At 58.9% G+C, this 20,186-nt stretch carries 23 protein-coding genes; 13 read left to right on the top strand and 10 right to left on the bottom strand.

Annotation, left to right across the window (positions count from 1 at the left end; translation table 11 throughout):
- Positions 1-6: 6 nt before the first annotated feature.
- From rapZ to ABH912_RS15790, 9 genes are all read right to left on the bottom strand, one after another.
- Positions 7-864 carry an RNase adapter RapZ gene (gene rapZ / locus ABH912_RS15830; protein ID WP_033058000.1) on the bottom strand — a complete coding sequence of 286 codons (858 nt, stop codon included), beginning with the start codon at positions 862-864 and terminating at the stop codon, positions 7-9.
- A 2-nt stretch (positions 865-866) separates the two neighbouring features.
- Positions 867-1,331, bottom strand: coding sequence for a PTS IIA-like nitrogen regulatory protein PtsN (ptsN, locus tag ABH912_RS15825; RefSeq protein ID WP_008150761.1), 465 nt, complete (start codon positions 1,329-1,331; stop codon positions 867-869).
- 12 nt (positions 1,332-1,343) lie between these two features.
- Positions 1,344-1,652 (bottom strand): ribosome hibernation-promoting factor, HPF/YfiA family, encoded by a 309-nt coding sequence (gene hpf / locus ABH912_RS15820; RefSeq protein WP_007941242.1) that lies wholly within the window; start codon positions 1,650-1,652, stop codon positions 1,344-1,346.
- A gap of 74 nt (positions 1,653-1,726) precedes the next feature.
- Positions 1,727-3,220 (bottom strand): RNA polymerase factor sigma-54, encoded by a 1,494-nt coding sequence (locus tag ABH912_RS15815; RefSeq protein WP_033053633.1) that lies wholly within the window; start codon positions 3,218-3,220, stop codon positions 1,727-1,729.
- A 183-nt stretch (positions 3,221-3,403) separates the two neighbouring features.
- Positions 3,404-4,129: an LPS export ABC transporter ATP-binding protein gene (gene lptB / locus ABH912_RS15810; protein ID WP_033057997.1), complete on the bottom strand. Its 726-nt coding sequence runs from the start codon at positions 4,127-4,129 to the stop codon at positions 3,404-3,406.
- A complete protein-coding gene (lptA, locus tag ABH912_RS15805; protein WP_033057996.1) occupies positions 4,129-4,677 on the bottom strand; it encodes a lipopolysaccharide transport periplasmic protein LptA in 549 nt (182 codons plus the stop codon). Before lptA ends, lptB begins: the two co-directional genes overlap by 1 nt.
- Complete coding sequence (gene lptC, locus ABH912_RS15800; protein WP_033057992.1) at positions 4,664-5,236, bottom strand: LPS export ABC transporter periplasmic protein LptC; 573 nt, start codon at positions 5,234-5,236, stop codon at positions 4,664-4,666. Before lptC ends, lptA begins: the two co-directional genes overlap by 14 nt.
- A 7-nt stretch (positions 5,237-5,243) precedes the next feature.
- Positions 5,244-5,768: a KdsC family phosphatase gene (locus tag ABH912_RS15795; protein ID WP_033057989.1), complete on the bottom strand. Its 525-nt coding sequence runs from the start codon at positions 5,766-5,768 to the stop codon at positions 5,244-5,246.
- On the bottom strand, positions 5,768-6,742 hold the full coding sequence (locus ABH912_RS15790; protein WP_429511088.1) for a KpsF/GutQ family sugar-phosphate isomerase: 975 nt from the start codon (positions 6,740-6,742) through the stop codon (positions 5,768-5,770). The genes ABH912_RS15795 and ABH912_RS15790 overlap by 1 nt, the downstream gene beginning before the upstream one ends.
- A 276-nt stretch (positions 6,743-7,018) precedes the next feature.
- Here ABH912_RS15790 and ABH912_RS15785 point away from each other — a divergent pair, with 276 nt between their 5' ends.
- The 10 genes from ABH912_RS15785 to hisC all read left to right on the top strand — a co-directional run bounded on the left by ABH912_RS15785 (position 7,019) and on the right by hisC (position 14,985).
- Positions 7,019-7,828 carry an ATP-binding cassette domain-containing protein gene (locus tag ABH912_RS15785; protein ID WP_033057984.1) on the top strand — a complete coding sequence of 270 codons (810 nt, stop codon included), beginning with the start codon at positions 7,019-7,021 and terminating at the stop codon, positions 7,826-7,828.
- Positions 7,828-8,625: a lipid asymmetry maintenance ABC transporter permease subunit MlaE gene (gene mlaE, locus ABH912_RS15780; protein ID WP_033057981.1), complete on the top strand. Its 798-nt coding sequence runs from the start codon at positions 7,828-7,830 to the stop codon at positions 8,623-8,625. The genes ABH912_RS15785 and mlaE overlap by 1 nt, the downstream gene beginning before the upstream one ends.
- Positions 8,625-9,092, top strand: a complete 468-nt coding sequence (mlaD, locus tag ABH912_RS15775; protein ID WP_033057979.1) for an outer membrane lipid asymmetry maintenance protein MlaD — start codon at positions 8,625-8,627, stop codon at positions 9,090-9,092. The genes mlaE and mlaD overlap by 1 nt, the downstream gene beginning before the upstream one ends.
- A gap of 11 nt (positions 9,093-9,103) precedes the next feature.
- A complete protein-coding gene (locus ABH912_RS15770; RefSeq protein ID WP_033057977.1) occupies positions 9,104-9,760 on the top strand; it encodes an MlaC/ttg2D family ABC transporter substrate-binding protein in 657 nt (218 codons plus the stop codon).
- Complete coding sequence (locus ABH912_RS15765; RefSeq protein WP_008150739.1) at positions 9,757-10,062, top strand: STAS domain-containing protein; 306 nt, start codon at positions 9,757-9,759, stop codon at positions 10,060-10,062. Before ABH912_RS15770 ends, ABH912_RS15765 begins: the two co-directional genes overlap by 4 nt.
- A 113-nt stretch (positions 10,063-10,175) precedes the next feature.
- Positions 10,176-10,415, top strand: coding sequence for a BolA family protein (locus tag ABH912_RS15760; RefSeq protein WP_007901566.1), 240 nt, complete (start codon positions 10,176-10,178; stop codon positions 10,413-10,415).
- A 22-nt stretch (positions 10,416-10,437) separates the two neighbouring features.
- Positions 10,438-11,703 carry a UDP-N-acetylglucosamine 1-carboxyvinyltransferase gene (gene murA / locus ABH912_RS15755; RefSeq protein ID WP_033057972.1) on the top strand — a complete coding sequence of 422 codons (1,266 nt, stop codon included), beginning with the start codon at positions 10,438-10,440 and terminating at the stop codon, positions 11,701-11,703.
- Between the two features lie 128 nt (positions 11,704-11,831).
- The gene (gene hisG, locus ABH912_RS15750) at positions 11,832-12,467 is read left to right on the top strand and encodes an ATP phosphoribosyltransferase (RefSeq protein ID WP_007901570.1); all 636 of its coding nucleotides are present in this window, start codon (positions 11,832-11,834) and stop codon (positions 12,465-12,467) included.
- 125 nt (positions 12,468-12,592) lie between these two features.
- Positions 12,593-13,930 carry a histidinol dehydrogenase gene (gene hisD / locus ABH912_RS15745; protein ID WP_033057969.1) on the top strand — a complete coding sequence of 446 codons (1,338 nt, stop codon included), beginning with the start codon at positions 12,593-12,595 and terminating at the stop codon, positions 13,928-13,930.
- 2 nt (positions 13,931-13,932) lie between these two features.
- The gene (gene hisC / locus ABH912_RS15740) at positions 13,933-14,985 is read left to right on the top strand and encodes a histidinol-phosphate transaminase (RefSeq protein ID WP_429511087.1); all 1,053 of its coding nucleotides are present in this window, start codon (positions 13,933-13,935) and stop codon (positions 14,983-14,985) included.
- A 126-nt stretch (positions 14,986-15,111) separates the two neighbouring features.
- Here hisC and algW read toward each other — a convergent pair whose 3' ends face one another.
- Entirely contained in the window at positions 15,112-16,272 is a 1,161-nt protein-coding gene (gene algW / locus ABH912_RS15735; RefSeq protein WP_033057963.1) for a Do family serine endopeptidase AlgW, read from the bottom strand.
- Between the two features lie 101 nt (positions 16,273-16,373).
- Between algW and ABH912_RS15730 the strand changes: the two genes are divergently transcribed.
- From ABH912_RS15730 to cysN, 3 genes are all read left to right on the top strand, one after another.
- On the top strand, positions 16,374-17,132 hold the full coding sequence (locus ABH912_RS15730) for a Nif3-like dinuclear metal center hexameric protein (RefSeq protein WP_033057961.1): 759 nt from the start codon (positions 16,374-16,376) through the stop codon (positions 17,130-17,132).
- 135 nt (positions 17,133-17,267) lie between these two features.
- The gene (cysD, locus tag ABH912_RS15725; protein ID WP_030128620.1) at positions 17,268-18,185 is read left to right on the top strand and encodes a sulfate adenylyltransferase subunit CysD; all 918 of its coding nucleotides are present in this window, start codon (positions 17,268-17,270) and stop codon (positions 18,183-18,185) included.
- A 9-nt stretch (positions 18,186-18,194) separates the two neighbouring features.
- A complete protein-coding gene (gene cysN / locus ABH912_RS15720) occupies positions 18,195-20,093 on the top strand; it encodes a sulfate adenylyltransferase subunit CysN (RefSeq protein ID WP_033057957.1) in 1,899 nt (632 codons plus the stop codon).
- Positions 20,094-20,186 lie beyond the last annotated feature (93 nt).

Below are 20,186 nucleotides of genomic sequence, written 5' to 3'. Positions count from 1 at the left end.
AATCCTTTAGCTGAGGTCGCGGTGGCGAACCTGGACGTTCTTCAGGGATTTTTGCAGGGCCTGGCCCAGACGTTCGGTCAGGTAGACGGAACGGTGATGGCCGCCGGTGCAACCAATGGCGATGGTGACATAAGCACGGTTGCTGGCGGCGAAGCGTGGTAGCCACTTGAGCAAGTAGGTGGAGATGTCCTGGAACATCTCTTCGACGTCTGGCTGTGCCGCCAGGTACTCGGCAACCGGCTGGTCGAGCCCGGATTGATCGCGCAACTCTGGCTTCCAGTAAGGGTTCGGCAGGCAGCGTACGTCGAACACCAGATCAGCGTCCACCGGCATGCCACGCTTGAAGCCGAAAGACTCCACCAGGAACGCCGTACCGGGTTCCGGCTGGTTCAGCAGGCGCAGCTTGATGGTATCTCGCAGCTGATACAGGTTCAGGTTGGTGGTGTTTACTTTGAGATCGGCGAGGTCGGCAATCGGCCCGAGCAGGGCGGTCTCATCGTTGATGGCCTCGGCCAGCGAGCGATTGGCATTGCTCAGCGGGTGACGACGGCGGGTTTCCGAGAAACGTTTGAGCAAGGTTTCTTCGTCGGCGTCCAGATAAAGCACATCACACTGGATATGCCGGCTGCGCACTTCTTCCAGCAGTTCGGGAAACCGCGACAAGTGACTTGGCAAGTTGCGCGCATCGATGGATACGGCAACCAGCGGTTGCGCCAGCTCGGTGTGAATCAACGCGCGTTCGGCCAGTTCCGGCAGCAGGCCGGCGGGCAGGTTGTCGATGCAGTAGTAGCCGTTGTCCTCGAGAACATCGAGTGCGGTACTTTTACCTGAGCCGGAGCGGCCACTGACGATGATCAAGCGCATGATTAATGACCGTTTTGCTCGTCCAGGACAACCTGATACAAGGCTTCATTGCTCGGGGCGCTGCGCAGTTTTTCGCGCACTTCCTTGCGGTCGAGCATGCTGGCGATCTGGCGCAGTAACTCCAGGTGCGCATCGGTAGCGGCTTGCGGGACCAGCAGAACGAACAGCAGGTCAACCGGGGCGCCGTCGATGGCGTCGAAATCGATGGGTGCATCAAGGTGCATCAGGGCGCTGATGGGCGAGGTGCAACCCTTCAGACGGCAGTGGGGAATGGCGATGCCATTGCCAAAACCAGTTGAGCCGAGTTTTTCACGGGCAATCAGAGCCTCGAAGACATCTTGCATCTCCAGATCCGGGACTTCTTTGTGGATAAGGTTGGCAATTTGCTCGAGGGCTTTCTTTTTACTGCCGCCCGGCACGTTCACGAGGGAACGGCCGGGGGTCAGGATGCTTTCAAGTCGGATCATGGGTTGGGAGTGTTAACGACCGGTCGCGCCCTGGAGGAGGCTTTGGGTCTTTTCCTTATGCTTTTTGAGTTGTTTATCCAGCTTGTCGGTCAGTGCGTCGATCGCCGCGTACATATCGGTATGCTCCGCGTTTGCGACCACTTCATTGCCGGGAATATGCAGCGTGGCTTCGATTTTCTGCTTGAGTTTTTCGACTGTCATCGTGACTTGCACGTTGGTGATCTTGTCGAAATGCCTCTCTAATCGTTCGAGTTTTTCGCCGATGTAGGTGCGAAGAGGTTCGGTCACTTCCAGTTGGTGTCCACTGATGTTGACTTGCATACAGCTTCTCCTTCGTTGCCAGTGCATAAAGCGGCAGGCAGAAATGCCTGCCACTGGAACGCTGTGGCGTGGCTCTACATCAACCGCTTACGTTCGCTCGAAGGCGCGATCCCGAGGGATTCACGGTACTTGGCGACGGTGCGGCGAGCCACCTGAATGCCTTGTGCCTCCAGTAAACCAGCGATCTTGCTGTCACTCAACGGCTTTTTCTGATTTTCCGCGGCAACCAGTTTTTTGATGATCGCGCGGATCGCTGTGGACGAGCATTCACCGCCTTCTGAGGTGCTGACGTGACTGGAGAAAAAGTATTTCAGCTCATATATGCCCCGAGGGGTATGCATGAATTTTTGCGTGGTCACCCGTGAAATCGTCGACTCGTGCATGCCCACCGCTTCGGCGATGTCATGCAGGACCAGCGGTTTCATGGCTTCGTCACCGTATTCAAGAAAGCCGCGTTGATGCTCGACGATCTGAGTGGCTACTTTCATCAGGGTTTCGTTGCGGCTTTGCAGGCTCTTGATGAACCAGCGGGCCTCTTGCAACTGATTGCGCATGAAGGTGTTGTCGGCGCTGGTGTCGGCGCGGCGCACGAAGCCGGCGTATTGAGCGTTGACCCGCAGTCGTGGCACCGACTCCTGGTTCAGCTCCACCAGCCAGCGTTCGTTGTCCTTGCGAACGATCACGTCGGGAACGACGTATTCAGCTTCGCTGGACTCGATTTGCGAGCCTGGGCGCGGGTTGAGGCTCTGCACCAGTTCAATCACCTGGCGCAGTTCATCTTCCTTGAGCTTCATGCGACGCATCAGTTGGCTGTAATCGCGGCTGCCGAGCAGGTCGATGTAATCGGTGACCAGGCGTTTGGCCTCGACCAGCCAAGGCGTCTTGGCGGGTAACTGACGCAATTGCAGCAGCAGGCATTCGCCCAGGTTGCGGGCGCCGATGCCAGCGGGTTCGAATTGCTGGATGCGGTGCAGGACGGCTTCGATTTCGTCCAGTTCGATGTCCAGTTCCGGGTCGAAGGCTTCGAGAATCTCCTCGAGGGTTTCGTCCAGGTAGCCCTGATTGTTGATGCAGTCGATCAGGGTCACCGCGATCAGGCGATCGGTGTCGGACATCGGGGCCAGGTTCAGTTGCCACAGCAGGTGGCTTTGCAGGCTTTCGCCGGCCGATGTCCGGGTGGTGAAGTCCCACTCGTCGTCATCGTTGCTCGGCAGGCTGCTGGCGCTGGTCTGGTAGACGTCTTCCCACGCGGTATCGACGGGCAGTTCGTTGGGGATGCGTTCGTTCCAGTCGCCTTCCTCTAGGTTATCAACCGTCGGGGCGGTTTCCTGGTAGGAGGGTTCCTGAATGTCAGCGTTGGGTTGCTGTTCGGCTTTGTCGGCCAAGGGGTCGGCGTTATCGAAGTCGTCGCCTTCTTCCTGGCGTTCGAGCATCGGATTGGACTCCAGGGCCTCCTGGATTTCCTGTTGCAGGTCCAGGGTCGACAATTGGAGCAGGCGGATGGCCTGTTGCAGCTGCGGTGTCATCGTCAGCTGCTGGCCCATTCTCAAGACTAGCGATGGTTTCATGGCAGGGGCTTAACACCTTATTCGCCGGCGCACATGCGCCATCCACTACAGGGCGCCGGAGCGCCAAACATAAGCAAATTATATGCCCGAAACTGCAGCGTTTGCCTAGAGCGCTGTAACAATAAAAAAATGTTGATTTTTATCGAGACAAGCGCCCGGGCAACCAGCCAGACACCTCAGTGCTTACAGGCGGAATTCATGGCCCAGATACACTTCCTTGACCAGGTCGTTGGCCAGGATGGTGGCAGAGTCACCTTCGGCGATCAGTTGGCCATCGTTAACGATGTAGGCGGTTTCGCAGATATCCAGGGTTTCACGGACGTTGTGGTCAGTGATCAGCACGCCAATGCCCTTGGCCTTGAGGTGATAGATGATCTGTTTGATGTCGCCCACCGAAATCGGGTCCACGCCGGCGAATGGTTCGTCGAGCAGGATGAATTTCGGGTTGGTAGCCAGTGCCCGGGCGATTTCCACACGGCGGCGTTCGCCACCGGACAGGCTCATCCCGAGGTTGTCGCGGATGTGGCTGATGTGGAATTCCTGCAGCAGGCTTTCCAGCTCTTTGCGACGACCGGCCTTGTCGAGTTCCTTGCGGGTCTCGAGGATCGCCATGATGTTGTCGGCTACCGAGAGTTTGCGAAAGATCGACGCTTCTTGCGGAAGATAGCCGATACCGGCCTTCGCACGACCGTGCATAGGCTGGTGGCTGACATCCATGTCGTCAATCAGTACGCGCCCCTGATCGGCCTGTACCAGACCAACAATCATGTAAAAGCAGGTGGTCTTGCCGGCGCCGTTGGGACCCAGCAGGCCGACGATCTGACCGCTGTCGATCGACAGGCTGACGTCACGCACGACCTGGCGGCTCTTGTAGCTCTTGGCCAGATGCTGAGCTTTCAGAGTTGCCATTACTGGGCCTTTTGCTCGTCGGTTTTCTTCTTCGGCTGGATCACCATGTCAATGCGCGGACGCGACTCGGTGACCTTGTTGCCCGTCGCGCGACCGGCGCTCGCAAGCTTTTTGACCGTGTCGTAGACGATTTTCTCGCCTTGAGTGACGTTGTTGTCCTTGTCGACGACTTTTGCCTTGTCGATCAGCACGACGCGGTTTTGCGCTGCGTGGTACTGGATAGTCACTCCCCAACCCTGAACCGGTTTGGTGTCGCCAGCGGTCTGCATTTGCTCGAAGTAGGCCAGGTTGCCCACCGAAGTCACCACGTCGATGTCGCCGGTCGGGGTGCGGGTGATGGTCACAGTATTGCCTTTAACGATCATCGAGCCCTGAGTGATGATCACGTCACCTTTATAGGTGGCAATGCCATTCTTGTCGTCCAGCTGGGCGTCGTCGGCCTGGATGCGGATAGGCTGCGCTTGATCGGTCGGCAGAGCCCAGGCGCTCACGCTTCCCAGTGCTGCGCTCAGACCGAGCAAAATAGGGAGGGTTTTAACGAGCCTCATACTGTCCTCTTACGTTAGATAGCAGGTGTATCCTGCTTTCTTTCAAATACGCTTTCATTCCGTTGCCAGTCGACACACCACCAGCGCCGTCGATTCTAACGGGTTGCTCGGTCTGCGCATATTGCTGCTGCGGGAACACTGTCATGCGGGTGGTGGTAATCAGGGTCTTGCGGTTTTTCTCGTCGAAGCGCGTGATGCGCACCGAGTCAATCAGTTCGACCTGAGTGCCGTCGGGATTCACTTCGCCGTGCTCGCTCTGGACATGCCACGGAAACTCGGTGCCGCGAAACATGTTCAGGTCGGGATTGGTCAACAGTGTCACTTCGGTGGCTTTCAGGTGTTCAACCTTGTCGGACGTCATTTCGTATTGCAGTTTGCCGTCCGGCAGGTATTGCACGCTGTGGGCGTTGATCGCGTAATAGTCGATCACGGTTTCATCGATCTTTGCCACCGGCTTATCGAGGAAGCGTTCCGGGCTGATGTTCCAGTAGCCGACCGCCGCGAATATCGCTGCGATGCAACCGAACACCAGGAATTTGCGAAACTTTTTGCTCAGCATAGTTGGCTCACAGGTACGCGGCGTTTGCCGCATCGAGGCGGCCCTGCGCGCGCAGGATCAATTCGCAGAATTCGCGAGCGGCACCCTCGCCACCACGGGCCTGGGTGATGCCGTGGGCATGTTCACGGACGAAACTGGCAGCGTTTGCCACCGCCATGCCCAGGCCGACGCGGCGAATCACCGGCAGGTCCGGCAGGTCGTCGCCGAGGTAGGCGACTTGCTCATAGCTTAGGTTGAGTTGGGCAAGAAGTTCGTCGAGTACCACCAGTTTGTCTTCGCGCCCCTGGTACACGTGTGGAATACCGAGGTTCTTCGCTCGTCGCTCAACCACCGGGGTCTTGCGGCCGCTGATGATAGCGGTCTGCACGCCGGCTGCCATCAACATCTTGATGCCTTGGCCGTCGAGGGTGTTGAACGTCTTGAATTCGCTGCCGTCTTCGAGGAAGTACAGGCGTCCGTCGGTCAGTACGCCATCGACGTCGAAAACCGCCAGTTTGATGTTCTTGCCGCGTTGCAACAGGTCGGTGCTCATCACATTACTCCTGCGCGCAGCAGATCGGACAGGTTGAAGGCGCCGATCGGACGGTCCTCCTTGTCCACCACTACCAGTGCGTTGATACGATGGTCTTCCATGATTTTCAGGGCTTCGGCTGCCAGCATATCGGCCCGGGCGGTCTTGCCATGAACTGTCATGACCTCGTCGATGGTCGTATGGTGGATGTCGACGGTCCGGTCAAGGGTGCGGCGCAAGTCGCCGTCGGTGAAGATCCCGGCCAGTTTGCCATCAGGCCCCACAATCGCGGTCATGCCCAGGCCCTTGCGGGTCATTTCCATCAAGGCGTCCTTGAGTAGCGTGCCGCGTTGCACCTGGGGCAGTTGTGCGCCAGCGTGCATGACGGTTTCCACTTTCAGCAGCAGGCGTCGGCCAAGCGCGCCGCCGGGGTGGGAAAAGGCGAAATCTTCAGCGGTAAAACCGCGGGCTTCCAGCAGCGCAACGGCCAGGGCGTCGCCCATGACCAGCGCGGCAGTGGTCGACGAGGTCGGTGCCAGGTTGAGCGGACAGGCTTCGTGCTCGACGTGCACGTTGAGGTTGACCTCGGCAGCCTTCGCCAACGCTGAGTCAGGGTTGCCGGTCATGCTGATCAATTGAATGCCCAGGCGTTTGATCAGCGGCAGTAAGGTGACAATTTCATTGGTCGAGCCGGAGTTCGACAGTGCCAGGATGATGTCGTCACGGGTGATCATGCCCATGTCGCCGTGGCTGGCTTCGGCCGGGTGCACAAAAAAAGCCGTGGTGCCGGTACTGGCCAGGGTGGCGGCGATCTTGTTGCCGATGTGCCCCGATTTGCCCATGCCGACCACGACCACGCGCCCTTTGCTGGCCAGAATTATCTCGCAAGCGCGCACGAAATCTGCGTCGATACGGGGCAGCAAGCCTTGTACGGCTTCCAGTTCGAGGCGGATGGTGCGTTGTGCTGATTGAATCAGGTCGCTGGATTGGCTCATGTCAGAAATCGTATAGCCTGATGAAAAGGCGGCGATTATAACGGTAATGATCGAAACCCTCACGCAAGTTCGTCGCGCTTTGTCATTCCCGGTTACCCAATACCCCTAAATAGAAGCTTTTACCCCGTCATGTTGCTCAACATGGCCCGGCTTGGGCCTTGGGCGCTTGGCCTTTGCAGTGATATAGTTCGCCGCCAGTTCGGCCTGCCCGGGAGGTATGTGCTTTCGCCAGAAAGCCAGGCGTCCGAGTGAGAGGCTGCATCGCAAGGAGATTAGATGAGTGCCGATAAAGCCTACGCGGTCGAGCTGAAGGGACTGACCTTCAAGCGCGGAACGCGCAGCATTTTCAATAACGTCGATATACGTATCCCGCGCGGCAAGGTCACCGGCATCATGGGGCCTTCCGGGTGTGGCAAGACTACGCTGTTACGGCTGATGGGCGCACAGTTGCGGCCCACCAAAGGCGATGTCTGGGTCAATGGACAGAACCTGCCGAAACTGTCGCGCAGTGATCTGTTCGATGCGCGAAAGCACATGGGCGTGCTGTTTCAGAGTGGTGCGCTGTTCACCGATCTCGATGTGTTCGAGAACGTCGCCTTTCCGCTACGCGTTCATACCGAACTGCCGGAAGAAATGATCCGGGACATTGTCCTGCTCAAATTGCAGGCCGTGGGTTTGCGTGGCGCCATCGACCTGATGCCTGACGAGTTGTCCGGCGGCATGAAGCGTCGCGTCGCGCTGGCCCGGGCGATTGCCCTCGATCCGCAGATCCTCATGTATGACGAGCCCTTTGTCGGCCAGGACCCCATCGCCATGGGCGTACTGGTGCGCCTGATCCGCCTGCTCAACGATGCGTTGGGCATCACCAGTATCGTGGTCTCCCACGACCTGGCCGAGACCGCGAGCATCGCCGATTACATCTATGTCGTCGGCGAAGGCCAGGTGTTGGGGCAGGGCACGCCTGAGGAACTGATGAACTCGCAGGAGCCACGCATCCGTCAATTCATGACAGGCGAGCCTGACGGTCCGGTCGCCTATCACTTTCCAGCGACGGATTACCGCGCAGATCTTCTGGGGCAGCGTTGATGCGCAAGATTTCACTAATAGAGCGGGTTCGCCGGTTCGGCCACTCTGGCATTGACGTGCTGGGGGTGTTCGGCCGTTCGGCGATATTCCTGTTTCATGCCTTGCTTGGCCGTGGCGGCATTGGCGGCGGTTTTAGCTTGCTGATCAAGCAACTGCATTCGGTGGGCGTAATGTCCCTGGTGATCATCGTGGTCTCCGGGGTATTCATCGGCATGGTGCTGGCGCTGCAAGGCTTCAATATTCTATCCAGCTACGGTTCGGAGCAGGCGGTCGGCCAGATGGTTGCGCTGACGCTGTTGCGCGAATTGGGGCCCGTGGTCACGGCATTGTTGTTCGCCGGGCGCGCCGGTTCGGCATTGACTGCCGAAATCGGCAACATGAAGTCCACCGAGCAGTTGTCCAGTCTGGAAATGATTGGTGTCGACCCGCTCAAGTACATCATTGCCCCCCGCCTGTGGGCCGGCTTCATTTCCCTGCCAGTGCTGGCGATGATCTTCAGCGTGGTGGGAATCTGGGGTGGTTCGTGGGTGGCCGTCGACTGGCTGGGTGTCTATGAAGGTTCCTACTGGTCCAACATGCAGAACAGCGTGACCTTTGCAGACGATGTGCTCAACGGCATCATCAAAAGCATCGTTTTCGCCTTTGTCGTGACCTGGATCGCCGTATTCCAAGGCTATGACTGCGAGCCCACTTCCGAGGGGATCAGTCGTGCCACTACCAAGACCGTGGTGTATGCCTCTTTGGCTGTACTCGGCCTGGACTTTATTCTGACCGCCTTGATGTTTGGAGATTTCTGATGCAAAACCGCACCCTGGAAATCGGTGTCGGCCTTTTCTTGCTGGCTGGCATCCTGGCTTTGCTGTTGCTGGCGTTGCGGGTGAGTGGCCTGTCCCCGAGCGCAACCACCGACACTTATAAACTTTATGCGTACTTCGACAATATCGCCGGTTTGACTGTCAGAGCTAAAGTGACCATGGCCGGTGTGACCATCGGCAAGGTCACGGCAATCGATCTGGATCGCGACAGTTTCACCGGTCGGGTGACCATGCAGCTGGAAAAACGCGTAGATAACCTGCCGACTGACTCTACTGCATCTATCCTGACCGCTGGGCTGTTGGGCGAGAAGTACATCGGTCTCAGCGTGGGCGGGGAAGAAACCTTGCTCAAGGAAGGTGCAACCATCCACGACACGCAGTCGTCGCTGGTACTCGAAGACCTGATCGGTAAGTTTCTGCTCAATACCGTTAGTAAAGACGCCAAATGAGGAGCTTTTAAATGATCTCTACCTTGCGACGTGGCCTGTTGGTATTACTCGCGGCCCTGCCGTTGATGGCTAACGCCGTGGCGGCGCCTTCTGCGCACGAACTGGTGCAGGACACCACCAATCGGTTACTTGCCGATCTGGCGGCCAATAAAGAGAAGTACAAGCAGGATCCGAAAGACTTTTATACCGCGCTGGACACCATCGTCGGGCCTGTTGTGGATGCCGAGGGCATTTCCAAGAGCATCATGACGGTCAAGTACTCGCGCAAAGCCACGCCTGCGCAAATGAAGACCTTTGAAGAAAACTTCAAAAAGGGTCTTTTCCAGTTCTATGGCAATGCTTTGCTCGAATACAACAATCAGGGAATCGTCGTCGACCCTGCCAAGGATGAGTCGGGAGACCGTACAAGCGTCGCCATGACGGTCAAAGGCAGCAACGGCGCGATCTATCCTGTGTCTTACACACTCGAAAAGATCAATGGCGAGTGGAAACTGCGCAACGTGATCATCAACGGCATTAACATCGGCAAGCTATTCCGTGATCAGTTCGCTGATGCGATGCAGCGCAATGGCAACGACCTGGACAAGACCATCAATGGTTGGGCCGGGGAAGTCGCCAAAGCCAAGGAAGCCACTCAGAAGCAAACAACCGAGACGCAAGCTCAATGAGTGTATCGGCCATTCGCATGAGCGAATCCGGCGAGCTGACGCTTAGCGGCATGCTGGATTACCGCACCGGCCCTGGCTTGCGCAAGCAGGGGCAGGCGCTGATCAAATCCAGCAAGGCCGCTGCACTGGTGGTCGATTGCTCGGCAGTGTTGAAATCCAGCAGCGTCGGCTTGTCGCTGCTGCTGTGCTTCATGCGTGATGCAGAGGCGGCCGGCAAGGCGTTGAGCATCCGTGGGATGCCAGAAGACATGCGCGAAATCGCTCAGGTCAGCGAATTGACCGAGCTGTTGGCGCATCCCTAACCGCATCTATAAAGAAGCCCCCCGTCAGAGTCCTGCTTCGCGGGGTTCGCAGGCGCGGGGCTTTTTTGTATGATGTCCGACCCGCGCGCACAGGGCGCCGATTGAGGTTGAGCATGCAGGCCGTAGAAGTGAAGAGCTTCCTTGAAGGAAAGCTGCCGAACACCAAAGTGGAAGTTGAAGGCGAAGGCTGCAATTTCCAGCTGAACGTGATTAGCGATGAACTGGCGGCGTTGAGCCCGGTGAAGCGTCAGCAGCAGGTCTATGCCCATTTGAACCCATGGATCACCGATGGCAGCATCCATGCGGTCACTATGAAATTTTTCAGCAGCGCGGCCTGGGCCGAGCGCACCTGAGCCCAAGGGCGTCGAGATTCTTATGGATAAATTGATAATTACCGGTGGCGTTCGTCTTGATGGCGAAATCCGCATCTCCGGGGCAAAGAACTCTGCCCTGCCGATCCTGGCTGCAACCCTGCTGTGTGACGGCCCGGTGACCGTGGCCAACCTGCCGCACCTGCACGACATCACCACCATGATCGAGCTGTTCGGTCGCATGGGCATCGAGCCGGTGATCGACGAGAAACTCAGCGTCGAAATCGACCCGCGCACCATCAAGACCCTGATCGCTCCGTACGAACTGGTGAAAACCATGCGTGCGTCGATCCTGGTGCTGGGCCCGATGGTTGCCCGTTTCGGTGAAGCCGAAGTTGCACTGCCTGGCGGTTGCGCCATTGGTTCGCGTCCGGTTGACTTGCACATTCGTGGCCTCGAAGCCATGGGCGCGGTCATCGACGTCGACGGCGGCTACATCAAGGCCAAGGCGCCTGAAGGTGGCCTGCGCGGTGCGCACTTCTTCTTCGACACCGTCAGTGTGACCGGTACCGAAAACATCATGATGGCGGCCGCTCTGGCCAAGGGCCGCAGCGTTCTGGCTAACGCCGCTCGCGAGCCTGAAGTCATCGACCTGGCGAACTTCCTGAACGCCATGGGTGCCAAGATCACTGGCGCCGGCACCGACACCATCACCATCGATGGCGTCGAGCGTCTGCACCCGACCACTTACAAAGTGATGCCTGACCGTATCGAGACCGGCACTTACCTGGTCGCAGCTGCTGTGACCGGCGGTCGTGTGAAGGTCAAGGACACCGATCCGACCATCCTCGAAGCCGTTCTTGAGAAACTCAAGGAATCGGGTGCCGAAATCACCTGCGGTGAAGACTGGATCGAGCTGAACATGCACGGCAAGCGGCCAAAAGCCGTTAACGTGCGCACCGCTCCGTACCCGGCGTTCCCGACCGACATGCAAGCGCAGTTCATCTCCCTCAACGCCATTGCCGAAGGCACGGGTGCCGTGATCGAGACGATCTTCGAAAACCGCTTCATGCACGTTTACGAACTGCACCGCATGGGCGCTCACATCCAGGTCGAAGGCAACACTGCCATCGTTACCGGTATCGAAAAGCTCAAGGGCGCGCCAGTCATGGCCACCGACCTGCGTGCTTCGGCCAGCCTGGTGATTTCGGCGTTGATCGCTGAAGGTGACACCCTGATCGACCGCATCTACCACATCGACCGTGGTTACGAGTGCATCGAAGAGAAACTGCAGATGCTCGGCGCCAAGATCCGCCGCGTACCGGGCTAGTTTCTGCTGCATGGGCGCAGGGACGCGCCCGTTGAATTCGTTTCAAGTCGAGCCTGTTTCAGGCTCGATGTGTGTCCGGCGCCATTTGCGACCGGGCATCAGTAGCCTGATAAGGACTGACGTTTCCCATGTTGACCATCGCACTGTCCAAGGGCCGCATCCTTGACGACACCCTGCCGCTTCTGGCTGAAGCGGGCATCGTGCCGACCGAGAATCCGGACAAGAGCCGCAAGCTGATCATCCCCACGACTCAGGCCGATGTACGTCTGCTGATCGTGCGCGCCACCGATGTGCCGACTTACGTCGAACATGGTGCCGCTGACCTGGGCGTCGCCGGTAAAGATGTGCTGATGGAATATGGCGGCCAGGGCCTGTACGAGCCATTGGACCTGCGAATTGCCCTCTGCAAGCTGATGACCGCCGGCCGTGTCGGCGATGTCGAGCCCAAGGGCCGCCTGCGTGTGGCGACCAAATTCGTCAACGTTGCCAAGCGTTACTACGCCGAACAGGGCCGTCAGGTCGACATCATCAAGCTCTATGGCTCGATGGAACTGGCGCCGCTGATCGGTCTGGCAGACAAGATCATCGACGTGGTCGACACCGGCAACACCCTGCGCGCCAATGGTCTGGAACCCCAGGATTTCATTGCCGACATCAGCTCCCGGCTGATCGTGAACAAAGCTTCAATGAAAATGCAGCACGCCCGTATCCAGGCGTTGATCGACACCCTGCGCAAGGCAGTGGAGTCTCGACACCGCGGCTGATTCACCTGCGCGACCGCAAGGCGCGCCGTCTATCCGCCTCATAGCCAGAATTCTCAGGTGCCCAAGCGGATCGAATGTTAGCTTCGGGCGCCTGAGTTTTTTGCCAATCCTATGAGGCTCTCGCTATGACCGCACCGACTGCAATTCGCCGACTCAACGCTGCTGACCCGGATTTCGCTCATCATCTGGATCATCTGCTGAGCTGGGAAAGTGTGTCTGACGACTCGGTCAATCAGCGGGTGCTGGACATCATCAAGGCCGTGCGCGAGCGTGGCGATGCGGCGCTGGTGGAATTCACCCAGAAGTTCGACGGCCTGCAGGTCGCGTCCATGGCGGATCTGATCCTGCCGCGTGAGCGCCTGGAACTGGCCCTGACCCGAATCACCGTGCCTCAGCGTGAAGCGCTGGAAAAAGCCGCGTCCCGAGTACGCAGCTACCACGAGAAACAGAAGCAGGATTCCTGGAGCTACACCGAAGCCGACGGCACCGTGCTGGGCCAGAAAGTGACGCCGCTGGATCGCGCTGGCCTGTATGTACCGGGCGGCAAGGCGTCTTATCCGTCCTCGGTGCTGATGAACGCGATTCCGGCCAAGGTGGCGGGTGTGACCGAAGTGGTCATGGTGGTGCCGACGCCTCGTGGCGAAATCAACGAGCTGGTGCTGGCCGCAGCCTGCATCGCCGGCGTCGACCGCGTGTTCACCATCGGCGGCGCCCAAGCGGTTGCCGCGCTGGCCTACGGCACCGAAAGCGTGCCGAAGGTCGACAAAGTGGTCGGCCCGGGCAACATCTACGTTGCCACCGCCAAGCGCCACGTGTTCGGCCAGGTCGGCATCGACATGATCGCCGGCCCATCCGAAATCCTCGTGGTCTGCGACGGTCACACCGATCCGGACTGGATCGCCATGGACCTGTTCTCCCAGGCTGAGCACGACGAAGACGCCCAGGCGATTCTGGTCAGCCCGGACGCCGAGTTCCTCGACAAGGTGGCCGCCAGCATCGCCAAACTGCTGCCGACCATGGAACGCGCCGAGATCATCGAAACGTCGATCAATGGCCGTGGCGCGCTGATCAAGGTGCGCGACATGGACCAAGCCATCGAAGTGGCCAACCGCATCGCGCCGGAACACCTTGAGTTGTCCGTTGCTGATCCGCAGGCCTGGCTGCCGAAGATTCGCCACGCTGGCGCGATCTTCATGGGCCGTCACACCTCCGAAGCCTTGGGCGACTACTGCGCCGGTCCGAACCACGTGTTGCCAACCTCCGGCACCGCGCGTTTCTCCTCGCCGCTGGGCGTGTACGACTTCCAGAAGCGTTCGTCGATCATCTTCTGCTCCGAGCAGGGTGCGTCGGAACTGGGCAAAACCGCTTCCGTGCTGGCCCGTGGCGAGTCCCTGACCGCCCACGCGCGGAGCGCCGAATACCGCATCATTGACGAAGACTCTTCACAAGGGCAGGGGAACTGAAGATGAGTAAATTCTGGAGCCCGTTCGTCAAGAATCTGGTGCCTTACGTGCCGGGCGAGCAGCCGAAACTGGCGAAACTGGTGAAGCTCAACACCAACGAAAATCCGTATGGTCCATCGCCAAAAGCCTTGGCGGCGATGCAGACCGAACTGAATGACAATTTGCGTCTGTACCCGGACCCGAACAGTGATGTGCTCAAGCAAGCAGTCGCCAAGTACTACGGCGTGCAGAGCAATCAGGTGTTTCTCGGCAACGGTTCCGATGAAGTCCTGGCGCACATCTTTCACGGTTTGCTGCAACACGATCAGCCGCTACTGTTCCCGGACATCAGCTACAGCTTCTATCCGGTTTACTGCGGGTTGTACGGCATCGACTTCGACGCGGTGCCGCTGGACGAGCAGTTCCAGATCAACCCGGCGGACTACGCCAAGCCGAACGGCGGGATCATCTTCCCGAATCCGAACGCACCGACTGGCTGTCTGTTGGCGCTGGACGCCGTGGAGCAAATCCTCAAGGCCAGCCCGGAATCAGTGGTCGTGGTGGATGAGGCTTACATCGACTTCGGCGGTGAGACGGCGATCAGCCTGGTGGATCGTTATCCGAACCTGCTGGTGACCCAGACCCTGTCCAAGTCCCGTTCGCTGGCCGGTCTGCGAGTGGGGCTGGCGGTGGGGCATCCGGACCTGATCGAGGCGCTGGAGCGGATCAAGAACAGCTTCAACTCCTATCCGCTGGATCGTCTGGCGAATGTCGGTGCAGCCGCAGCGTTCGAAGACCGTGAGTATTTCGATAAGACCTGCCGGTTGGTCATTGAGAATCGTGAATGGGTCGTTGCGCAATTGGAGGCGAAGGGCTTTGAAGTGCTGCCGTCGGCGGCAAACTTCATTTTCGCCCGTCATCCGAAACACGATGCGGCGGGGCTGGCGGCGAAGTTGCGCGAGCAAGGCGTGATCGTACGGCACTTCAAGCAGGAGCGGATTGCCCAATTCCTGCGGATCTCGATTGGCACGCCGGAGCAGAATCAGGCGTTGATCGACGGCCTCGGCACTCTCTAACCAACACCCCCGATCCCTGTGGGAGCGAGCTTGCTCGCGATGAGGCCATAACATTCAGCATCCATGTTGAATGTCAGACCACTATCGCGAGCAAGCTCGCTCCCACAAGGGTTTTGTGCTGGCTGCTTACTCTTCTTCTTTCTCTTTGACCGGCGCAGGCGGCGGACGCAAACCGATTTCTGCGGTGAGCTTGAGCTCTTTGCCGTTGCGCATCACCTGGATCGTGACCTTGTCGGTCGGTTTGATCCGGGCGACCTGGTTCATCGAACGACGACCATCGCCGGCCGGCTCGCCGTCGATGCTGAGGATCACGTCACCCAGTTGCAGGCCAGCCTTCTGCGCCGGACCGTCACGGAAAATACCCGCGACCACAATGCCCGGGCGCCCCGACAGGCCAAACGATTCCGCCAGTTCCTGGCTCAACGGCTGCACTTCGATACCGAGCCAGCCGCGAATCACCTGGCCGTGCTCGATAATCGACTTCATCACTTCCATGGCCAGTTTCACCGGGATTGCGAAACCGATGCCCTGCGAACCGCCGGACTTGGAGAAGATCGCCGTGTTGATGCCGGTCAGGTTGCCGTTTGCATCCACCAGCGCACCGCCGGAGTTGCCGGGGTTGATCGCCGCGTCGGTCTGAATGAAGTCTTCGTAGTTGTTCAAGCCCAGCTGATTACGCCCGGTGGCGCTGATGATGCCCATGGTCACGGTCTGGCCGACACCGAACGGGTTGCCGATGGCGAGGGCTACATCGCCGATGCGGATGTTGTCGGAACGCCCGACAGTGATCGATGGAAGATTCTTCAAGTCGATCTTCAGGACCGCGAGGTCGGTTTCCGGGTCGCTGCCGATCACTCGGGCCAGGGTTTCACGACCGTCCTTGAGCGCCACCACGATCTGGTCGGCACCGGTGGTCACGTGGTTGTTGGTCAGCAGGTAACCTTCCGGGCTCATGATCACGCCGGAACCGAGGCTCGACTCCATGCGCTTCTGCTTGGGCGAGTTGTCGCCGAAGAAGCGGCGGAACTGCGGATCCTCGAACAGCGGATGGTTCGGTTTGTTGATGACTTTGGTGGTGTACAGGTTGACCACGGACGGCGCGGCCGTGGTCACCGCGTCGGCATAGGACACCGGACCCTGTTGCATGGAGGTGGATTGCGGAGCTTGCTGCATGTTGACGTCGAGGCTCGGAAGCCCGACCCACTGCGGGTAACGCTGGATGATTAACAGAGCAATAAGCACGCCGGCCAACAGCGGCCAGCCGGAAAAACGCAGCGCCTTGAGCATTAAGCACGTCCTGAGAGGTTGCAGGCGGTATGAGACCGCCCATAATGTCGCGCATTATACGAGGCGAAGCTGCCTCTGAACGGGATATTTAGGAGTCTTTTATGGCCGTCGCCTTGAGCACCCTGGTCGAAGAAGCCGACCGTTACCTTAACAGTGCAAAGATTGCCGATTACTGCCCCAACGGGTTGCAGGTCGAAGGCCGGCCGCAGGTCATGCGCATCGTCAGTGGCGTCACCGCCAGCCAGGCGTTGCTCGACGCCGCTGTGGAAGCCAGCGCTGACCTGGTCCTGGTGCATCACGGCTATTTCTGGAAAGGCGAGAATCCGTGCATCACCGGCATGAAGCAGCGTCGGTTGAAAACCTTGCTCAGGCACGATATCAGCCTGTTGTCCTACCATCTGCCGCTGGATCTGCACCCGGAAGTCGGTAATAACGTGCAACTGGCACGTCAGCTCGATATCACTGTGGAAGGCCCATTGGACCCGGACAATCTCAAAGTTGTCGGCCTGGTCGGTTCATTGAGCGAGCCGGTGACGGCCCGCGATTTTGCCCGTCGCGTCCAAGAAGTCATGGGCCGCGAGCCGTTGCTGATCGAAGGCAGCGAGATGATCCGCCGTGTTGGCTGGTGCACCGGTGGCGGTCAGGGTTACATCGATCAGGCCGTGTTGGCTGGCGTCGACTTGTACCTCAGCGGTGAGGCGTCCGAGCAGACCTTCCACAGCGCCCGGGAAAACGACATCAGCTTCATCGCCGCCGGCCATCACGCCACCGAGCGCTATGGCGTGCAGGCACTTGGGGATTATCTGGCGCGGCGTTTTGCCCTTGAGCACATCTTCATTGATTGCCCGAACCCCATCTGATTGCCCAAACGCGGGGGTATATTCATATACCCTTTCGATCTAGCTTGCGTCCTGATTAGAAGAGGTCGCTGTGCTAGGATTCCTCGCTCGAACACGGCCCGCTGGCCGTCCATAAGATCGTTTTCGTGAGTAGCCATGGTCGACAAACTGACGCATCTGAAACAGCTGGAGGCCGAAAGCATCCACATCATCCGCGAGGTCGCCGCCGAGTTCGATAACCCGGTGATGCTGTACTCCGTCGGTAAAGACTCCGCCGTGATGCTGCACCTTGCGCGCAAGGCATTCTTCCCGGGCAAACTGCCGTTCCCGGTGATGCACGTCGACACCCGGTGGAAGTTCAAGGAAATGTACGCGTTCCGCGACCGCATGGTCGAAGAGCTCGGCCTTGACCTGCTGGTGCATGTGAATCCCGAGGGTGTTGCGCAGGGTATCAACCCGCTCACCCACGGCAGCGCCAAGCACACCGATATCATGAAAACCGAAGGCCTCAAGCAGGCTCTCGACAAGTACGGTTTTGATGCCGCTTTTGGTGGTGCCCGTCGTGACGAAGAGAAGTCCCGTGCCAAAGAGCGCGTATATTCCTTCCGCGATACCAAGCACCGCTGGGACCCGAAAAACCAGCGTCCCGAGTTGTGGAACGTCTACAACGGCAAGGTCAACAAGGGCGAATCGATCCGTGTTTTCCCATTGTCGAACTGGACCGAACTGGACATCTGGCAGTACATCTACCTCGAAGGCATCCCGATTGTGCCGCTGTATTTCGCCGCCGAGCGCGACGTTATCGAGATGAATGGCACCTGGATCATGATCGACGACGAACGCCTGCTCAATCACCTGAGCGATGAAGACAAGGCGCGCATCGTCAAGAAGAAGGTCCGTTTCCGCACACTGGGTGACTACCCGTTGACCGGTGCGGTCGAGTCCGAGGCCACCAGCCTGACCGACATCATTCAGGAAATGCTCCTGACGCGAACTTCCGAACGCCAGGGCCGGGTCATCGATCACGATGGCGCAGGCTCGATGGAAGAAAAGAAACGTCAGGGTTATTTCTAAGGGGTTGTCATGTCGCACGCATCTGATTTGATCAGCGAGGACATCCTCGCCTACCTGGGCCAGCACGAACGCAAGGAAATGCTGCGCTTTCTGACCTGTGGCAACGTCGACGACGGCAAGAGCACCCTGATCGGGCGCCTGCTGCACGACTCCAAAATGATCTACGAAGATCACCTGGAAGCCATTACCCGCGACTCGAAAAAAGTCGGCACCACTGGCGATGACATCGACCTGGCATTGCTGGTCGACGGCTTGCAGGCCGAGCGGGAGCAGGGCATCACCATCGATGTCGCTTACCGCTACTTCTCCACCGCCAAGCGCAAATTCATCATCGCCGACACCCCTGGCCATGAGCAGTACACCCGCAACATGGCCACCGGTGCGTCCACCTGTGACCTGGCGATCATTCTGGTCGACGCCCGTTACGGCGTGCAGACCCAGACCCGTCGCCACAGCTTCATTGCCTCGTTGCTGGGCATCAAGCACATCGTTGTCGCCATCAACAAGATGGACCTCAACGGCTTCGACGAAACCGTCTTCGAGTCGATCAAGGCCGATTATCTGAAGTTCGCCGAAGGTATCGCCTTCAAGCCGACCACCATGGCCTTCGTGCCAATGTCGGCGCTCAAAGGCGACAACGTGGTGAACAAGTCCGAGCGCTCGCCGTGGTACACCGGCCAGTCGCTGATGGAAATTCTTGAAACCGTCGAAATCGCCAACGACCGCAACTACACCGACCTGCGTTTCCCGGTGCAGTACGTCAACCGTCCGAACCTGAACTTCCGTGGTTTCGCCGGCACCCTGGCCAGCGGCGTCGTGCACAAAGGCGACGAAGTCGTTGTGCTGCCGTCGGGCAAGAGCAGCCGCGTGAAATCCATCGTCACCTTCGAAGGTGAGCTGGAGCACGCCGGTCCGGGTCAAGCGGTGACGCTGACCATGGAAGACGAGATCGACATCTCCCGCGGCGACTTGCTGGTGCATGCCGACAACCTGCCGCAAGTGACTGACGCCTTCGACGCCATGCTGGTGTGGATGGCGGAAGAACCGATGCTGCCGGGCAAGAAATACGACATCAAGCGCGCGACCACCTACGTGCCGGGTTCGATCACCAGCATCGTCAATCGCGTTGACGTGAACACCCTGGAAGAAGGTCCGGCCAGTTCGTTGAACCTGAACGAAATCGGTCGGGTCAAGATCAGCCTCGACGCAGCCATCGCGCTGGACGGTTACGCGAGCAACCGCACCACCGGTTCGTTCATCGTCATCGATCGCTTGACCAATGGCACCGTCGCGGCCGGCATGATCATCGCTCAGCCGTTGAGCCATGGCACCAGCACGCATCACGGCAAACTGGCGCACGTCGCCACCGAAGAACGCGCCCAGCGCTTCGGCCAGCAACCGGCCACCGTGTTGTTCAGCGGTTTGTCGGGTGCCGGCAAAAGCACCCTGGCTTACGCCGTTGAACGCAAGTTGTTCGACATGGGCCGAGCGGTGTTTGTACTCGATGGCCAGAACCTGCGTCACGACCTGAACAAAGGTCTGCCACAGGATCGCGCCGGGCGTACCGAGAACTGGCGTCGTGCGGCGCACGTTGCGCGTCAGTTCAACGAAGCGGGTCTGCTGACACTGGCAGCCTTCGTTGCGCCGAGTGCCGAAGGACGTGAGCAGGCCAGGGAACTGATCGGCAAGGAGCGTCTGCTGACGGTCTACGTCCAGGCCTCTCCGACGGTCTGTGCCGAGCGTGATCCACAAGGCTTGTACGCGGCGGCCGGGGATAACATCCCGGGCGATTCCTTCCCGTACGACGTGCCGCTGGACGCCGACCTCGTGGTCGACACCCAGTCGCTGTCGCTGGAAGAAAGCGTCAAGCAAGTACTGGATCTGCTGCGCAAGCGTGGCGCGATCTAAGCGTTAGCCGTTAATAAAAAACCCGCCGATGAGTGATCATCGGCGGGTTTTTTTTGTTGCTCAACTCGGTCAACTGTAGGAGTGAGCCTGCTC

Origin of the sequence: Pseudomonas sp. BT76 TE3572, assembly GCF_050435365.1 — a bacterium.
In the GTDB taxonomy this organism is placed as follows: Bacteria; Pseudomonadota; Gammaproteobacteria; order Pseudomonadales; family Pseudomonadaceae; genus Aquipseudomonas; species Aquipseudomonas fluorescens_W.
The sequence above is the reverse complement of the archived record's forward strand: the minus strand, read 5'-3'. Positions and strand labels throughout refer to the sequence as shown.

What these genes read in the sequence shown, in the direction of transcription:
- ABH912_RS15765 (WP_008150739.1), top strand. Translation starts at nt 9,757, where the DNA reads ATGAGTGTATCGGCCATTCGCATGAGCGAATCCGGCGAGCTGACGCTT.
- algW (WP_033057963.1), bottom strand. Translation starts at nt 16,272, where the DNA reads ATGCTCAAGGCGCTGCGTTTTTCCGGCTGGCCGCTGTTGGCCGGCGTG.
- ABH912_RS15795 (WP_033057989.1), bottom strand. Translation starts at nt 5,768, where the DNA reads ATGAGCACCGACCTGTTGCAACGCGGCAAGAACATCAAACTGGCGGTT.
- lptA (WP_033057996.1), bottom strand. Translation starts at nt 4,677, where the DNA reads ATGAGGCTCGTTAAAACCCTCCCTATTTTGCTCGGTCTGAGCGCAGCA.
- hpf (WP_007941242.1), bottom strand. Translation starts at nt 1,652, where the DNA reads ATGCAAGTCAACATCAGTGGACACCAACTGGAAGTGACCGAACCTCTT.
- ABH912_RS15760 (WP_007901566.1), top strand. Translation starts at nt 10,176, where the DNA reads ATGCAGGCCGTAGAAGTGAAGAGCTTCCTTGAAGGAAAGCTGCCGAAC.
- ABH912_RS15785 (WP_033057984.1), top strand. Translation starts at nt 7,019, where the DNA reads ATGAGTGCCGATAAAGCCTACGCGGTCGAGCTGAAGGGACTGACCTTC.
- ptsN (WP_008150761.1), bottom strand. Translation starts at nt 1,331, where the DNA reads ATGATCCGACTTGAAAGCATCCTGACCCCCGGCCGTTCCCTCGTGAAC.
- mlaE (WP_033057981.1), top strand. Translation starts at nt 7,828, where the DNA reads ATGCGCAAGATTTCACTAATAGAGCGGGTTCGCCGGTTCGGCCACTCT.
- lptB (WP_033057997.1), bottom strand. Translation starts at nt 4,129, where the DNA reads ATGGCAACTCTGAAAGCTCAGCATCTGGCCAAGAGCTACAAGAGCCGC.
- ABH912_RS15815 (WP_033053633.1), bottom strand. Translation starts at nt 3,220, where the DNA reads ATGAAACCATCGCTAGTCTTGAGAATGGGCCAGCAGCTGACGATGACA.
- cysD (WP_030128620.1), top strand. Translation starts at nt 17,268, where the DNA reads ATGGTCGACAAACTGACGCATCTGAAACAGCTGGAGGCCGAAAGCATC.
- ABH912_RS15790 (WP_429511088.1), bottom strand. Translation starts at nt 6,742, where the DNA reads ATGAGCCAATCCAGCGACCTGATTCAATCAGCACAACGCACCATCCGC.
- hisD (WP_033057969.1), top strand. Translation starts at nt 12,593, where the DNA reads ATGACCGCACCGACTGCAATTCGCCGACTCAACGCTGCTGACCCGGAT.
- murA (WP_033057972.1), top strand. Translation starts at nt 10,438, where the DNA reads ATGGATAAATTGATAATTACCGGTGGCGTTCGTCTTGATGGCGAAATC.
- ABH912_RS15770 (WP_033057977.1), top strand. Translation starts at nt 9,104, where the DNA reads ATGATCTCTACCTTGCGACGTGGCCTGTTGGTATTACTCGCGGCCCTG.
- ABH912_RS15730 (WP_033057961.1), top strand. Translation starts at nt 16,374, where the DNA reads ATGGCCGTCGCCTTGAGCACCCTGGTCGAAGAAGCCGACCGTTACCTT.
- lptC (WP_033057992.1), bottom strand. Translation starts at nt 5,236, where the DNA reads ATGCTGAGCAAAAAGTTTCGCAAATTCCTGGTGTTCGGTTGCATCGCA.
- rapZ (WP_033058000.1), bottom strand. Translation starts at nt 864, where the DNA reads ATGCGCTTGATCATCGTCAGTGGCCGCTCCGGCTCAGGTAAAAGTACC.
- hisG (WP_007901570.1), top strand. Translation starts at nt 11,832, where the DNA reads ATGTTGACCATCGCACTGTCCAAGGGCCGCATCCTTGACGACACCCTG.
- mlaD (WP_033057979.1), top strand. Translation starts at nt 8,625, where the DNA reads ATGCAAAACCGCACCCTGGAAATCGGTGTCGGCCTTTTCTTGCTGGCT.
- cysN (WP_033057957.1), top strand. Translation starts at nt 18,195, where the DNA reads ATGTCGCACGCATCTGATTTGATCAGCGAGGACATCCTCGCCTACCTG.
- hisC (WP_429511087.1), top strand. Translation starts at nt 13,933, where the DNA reads ATGAGTAAATTCTGGAGCCCGTTCGTCAAGAATCTGGTGCCTTACGTG.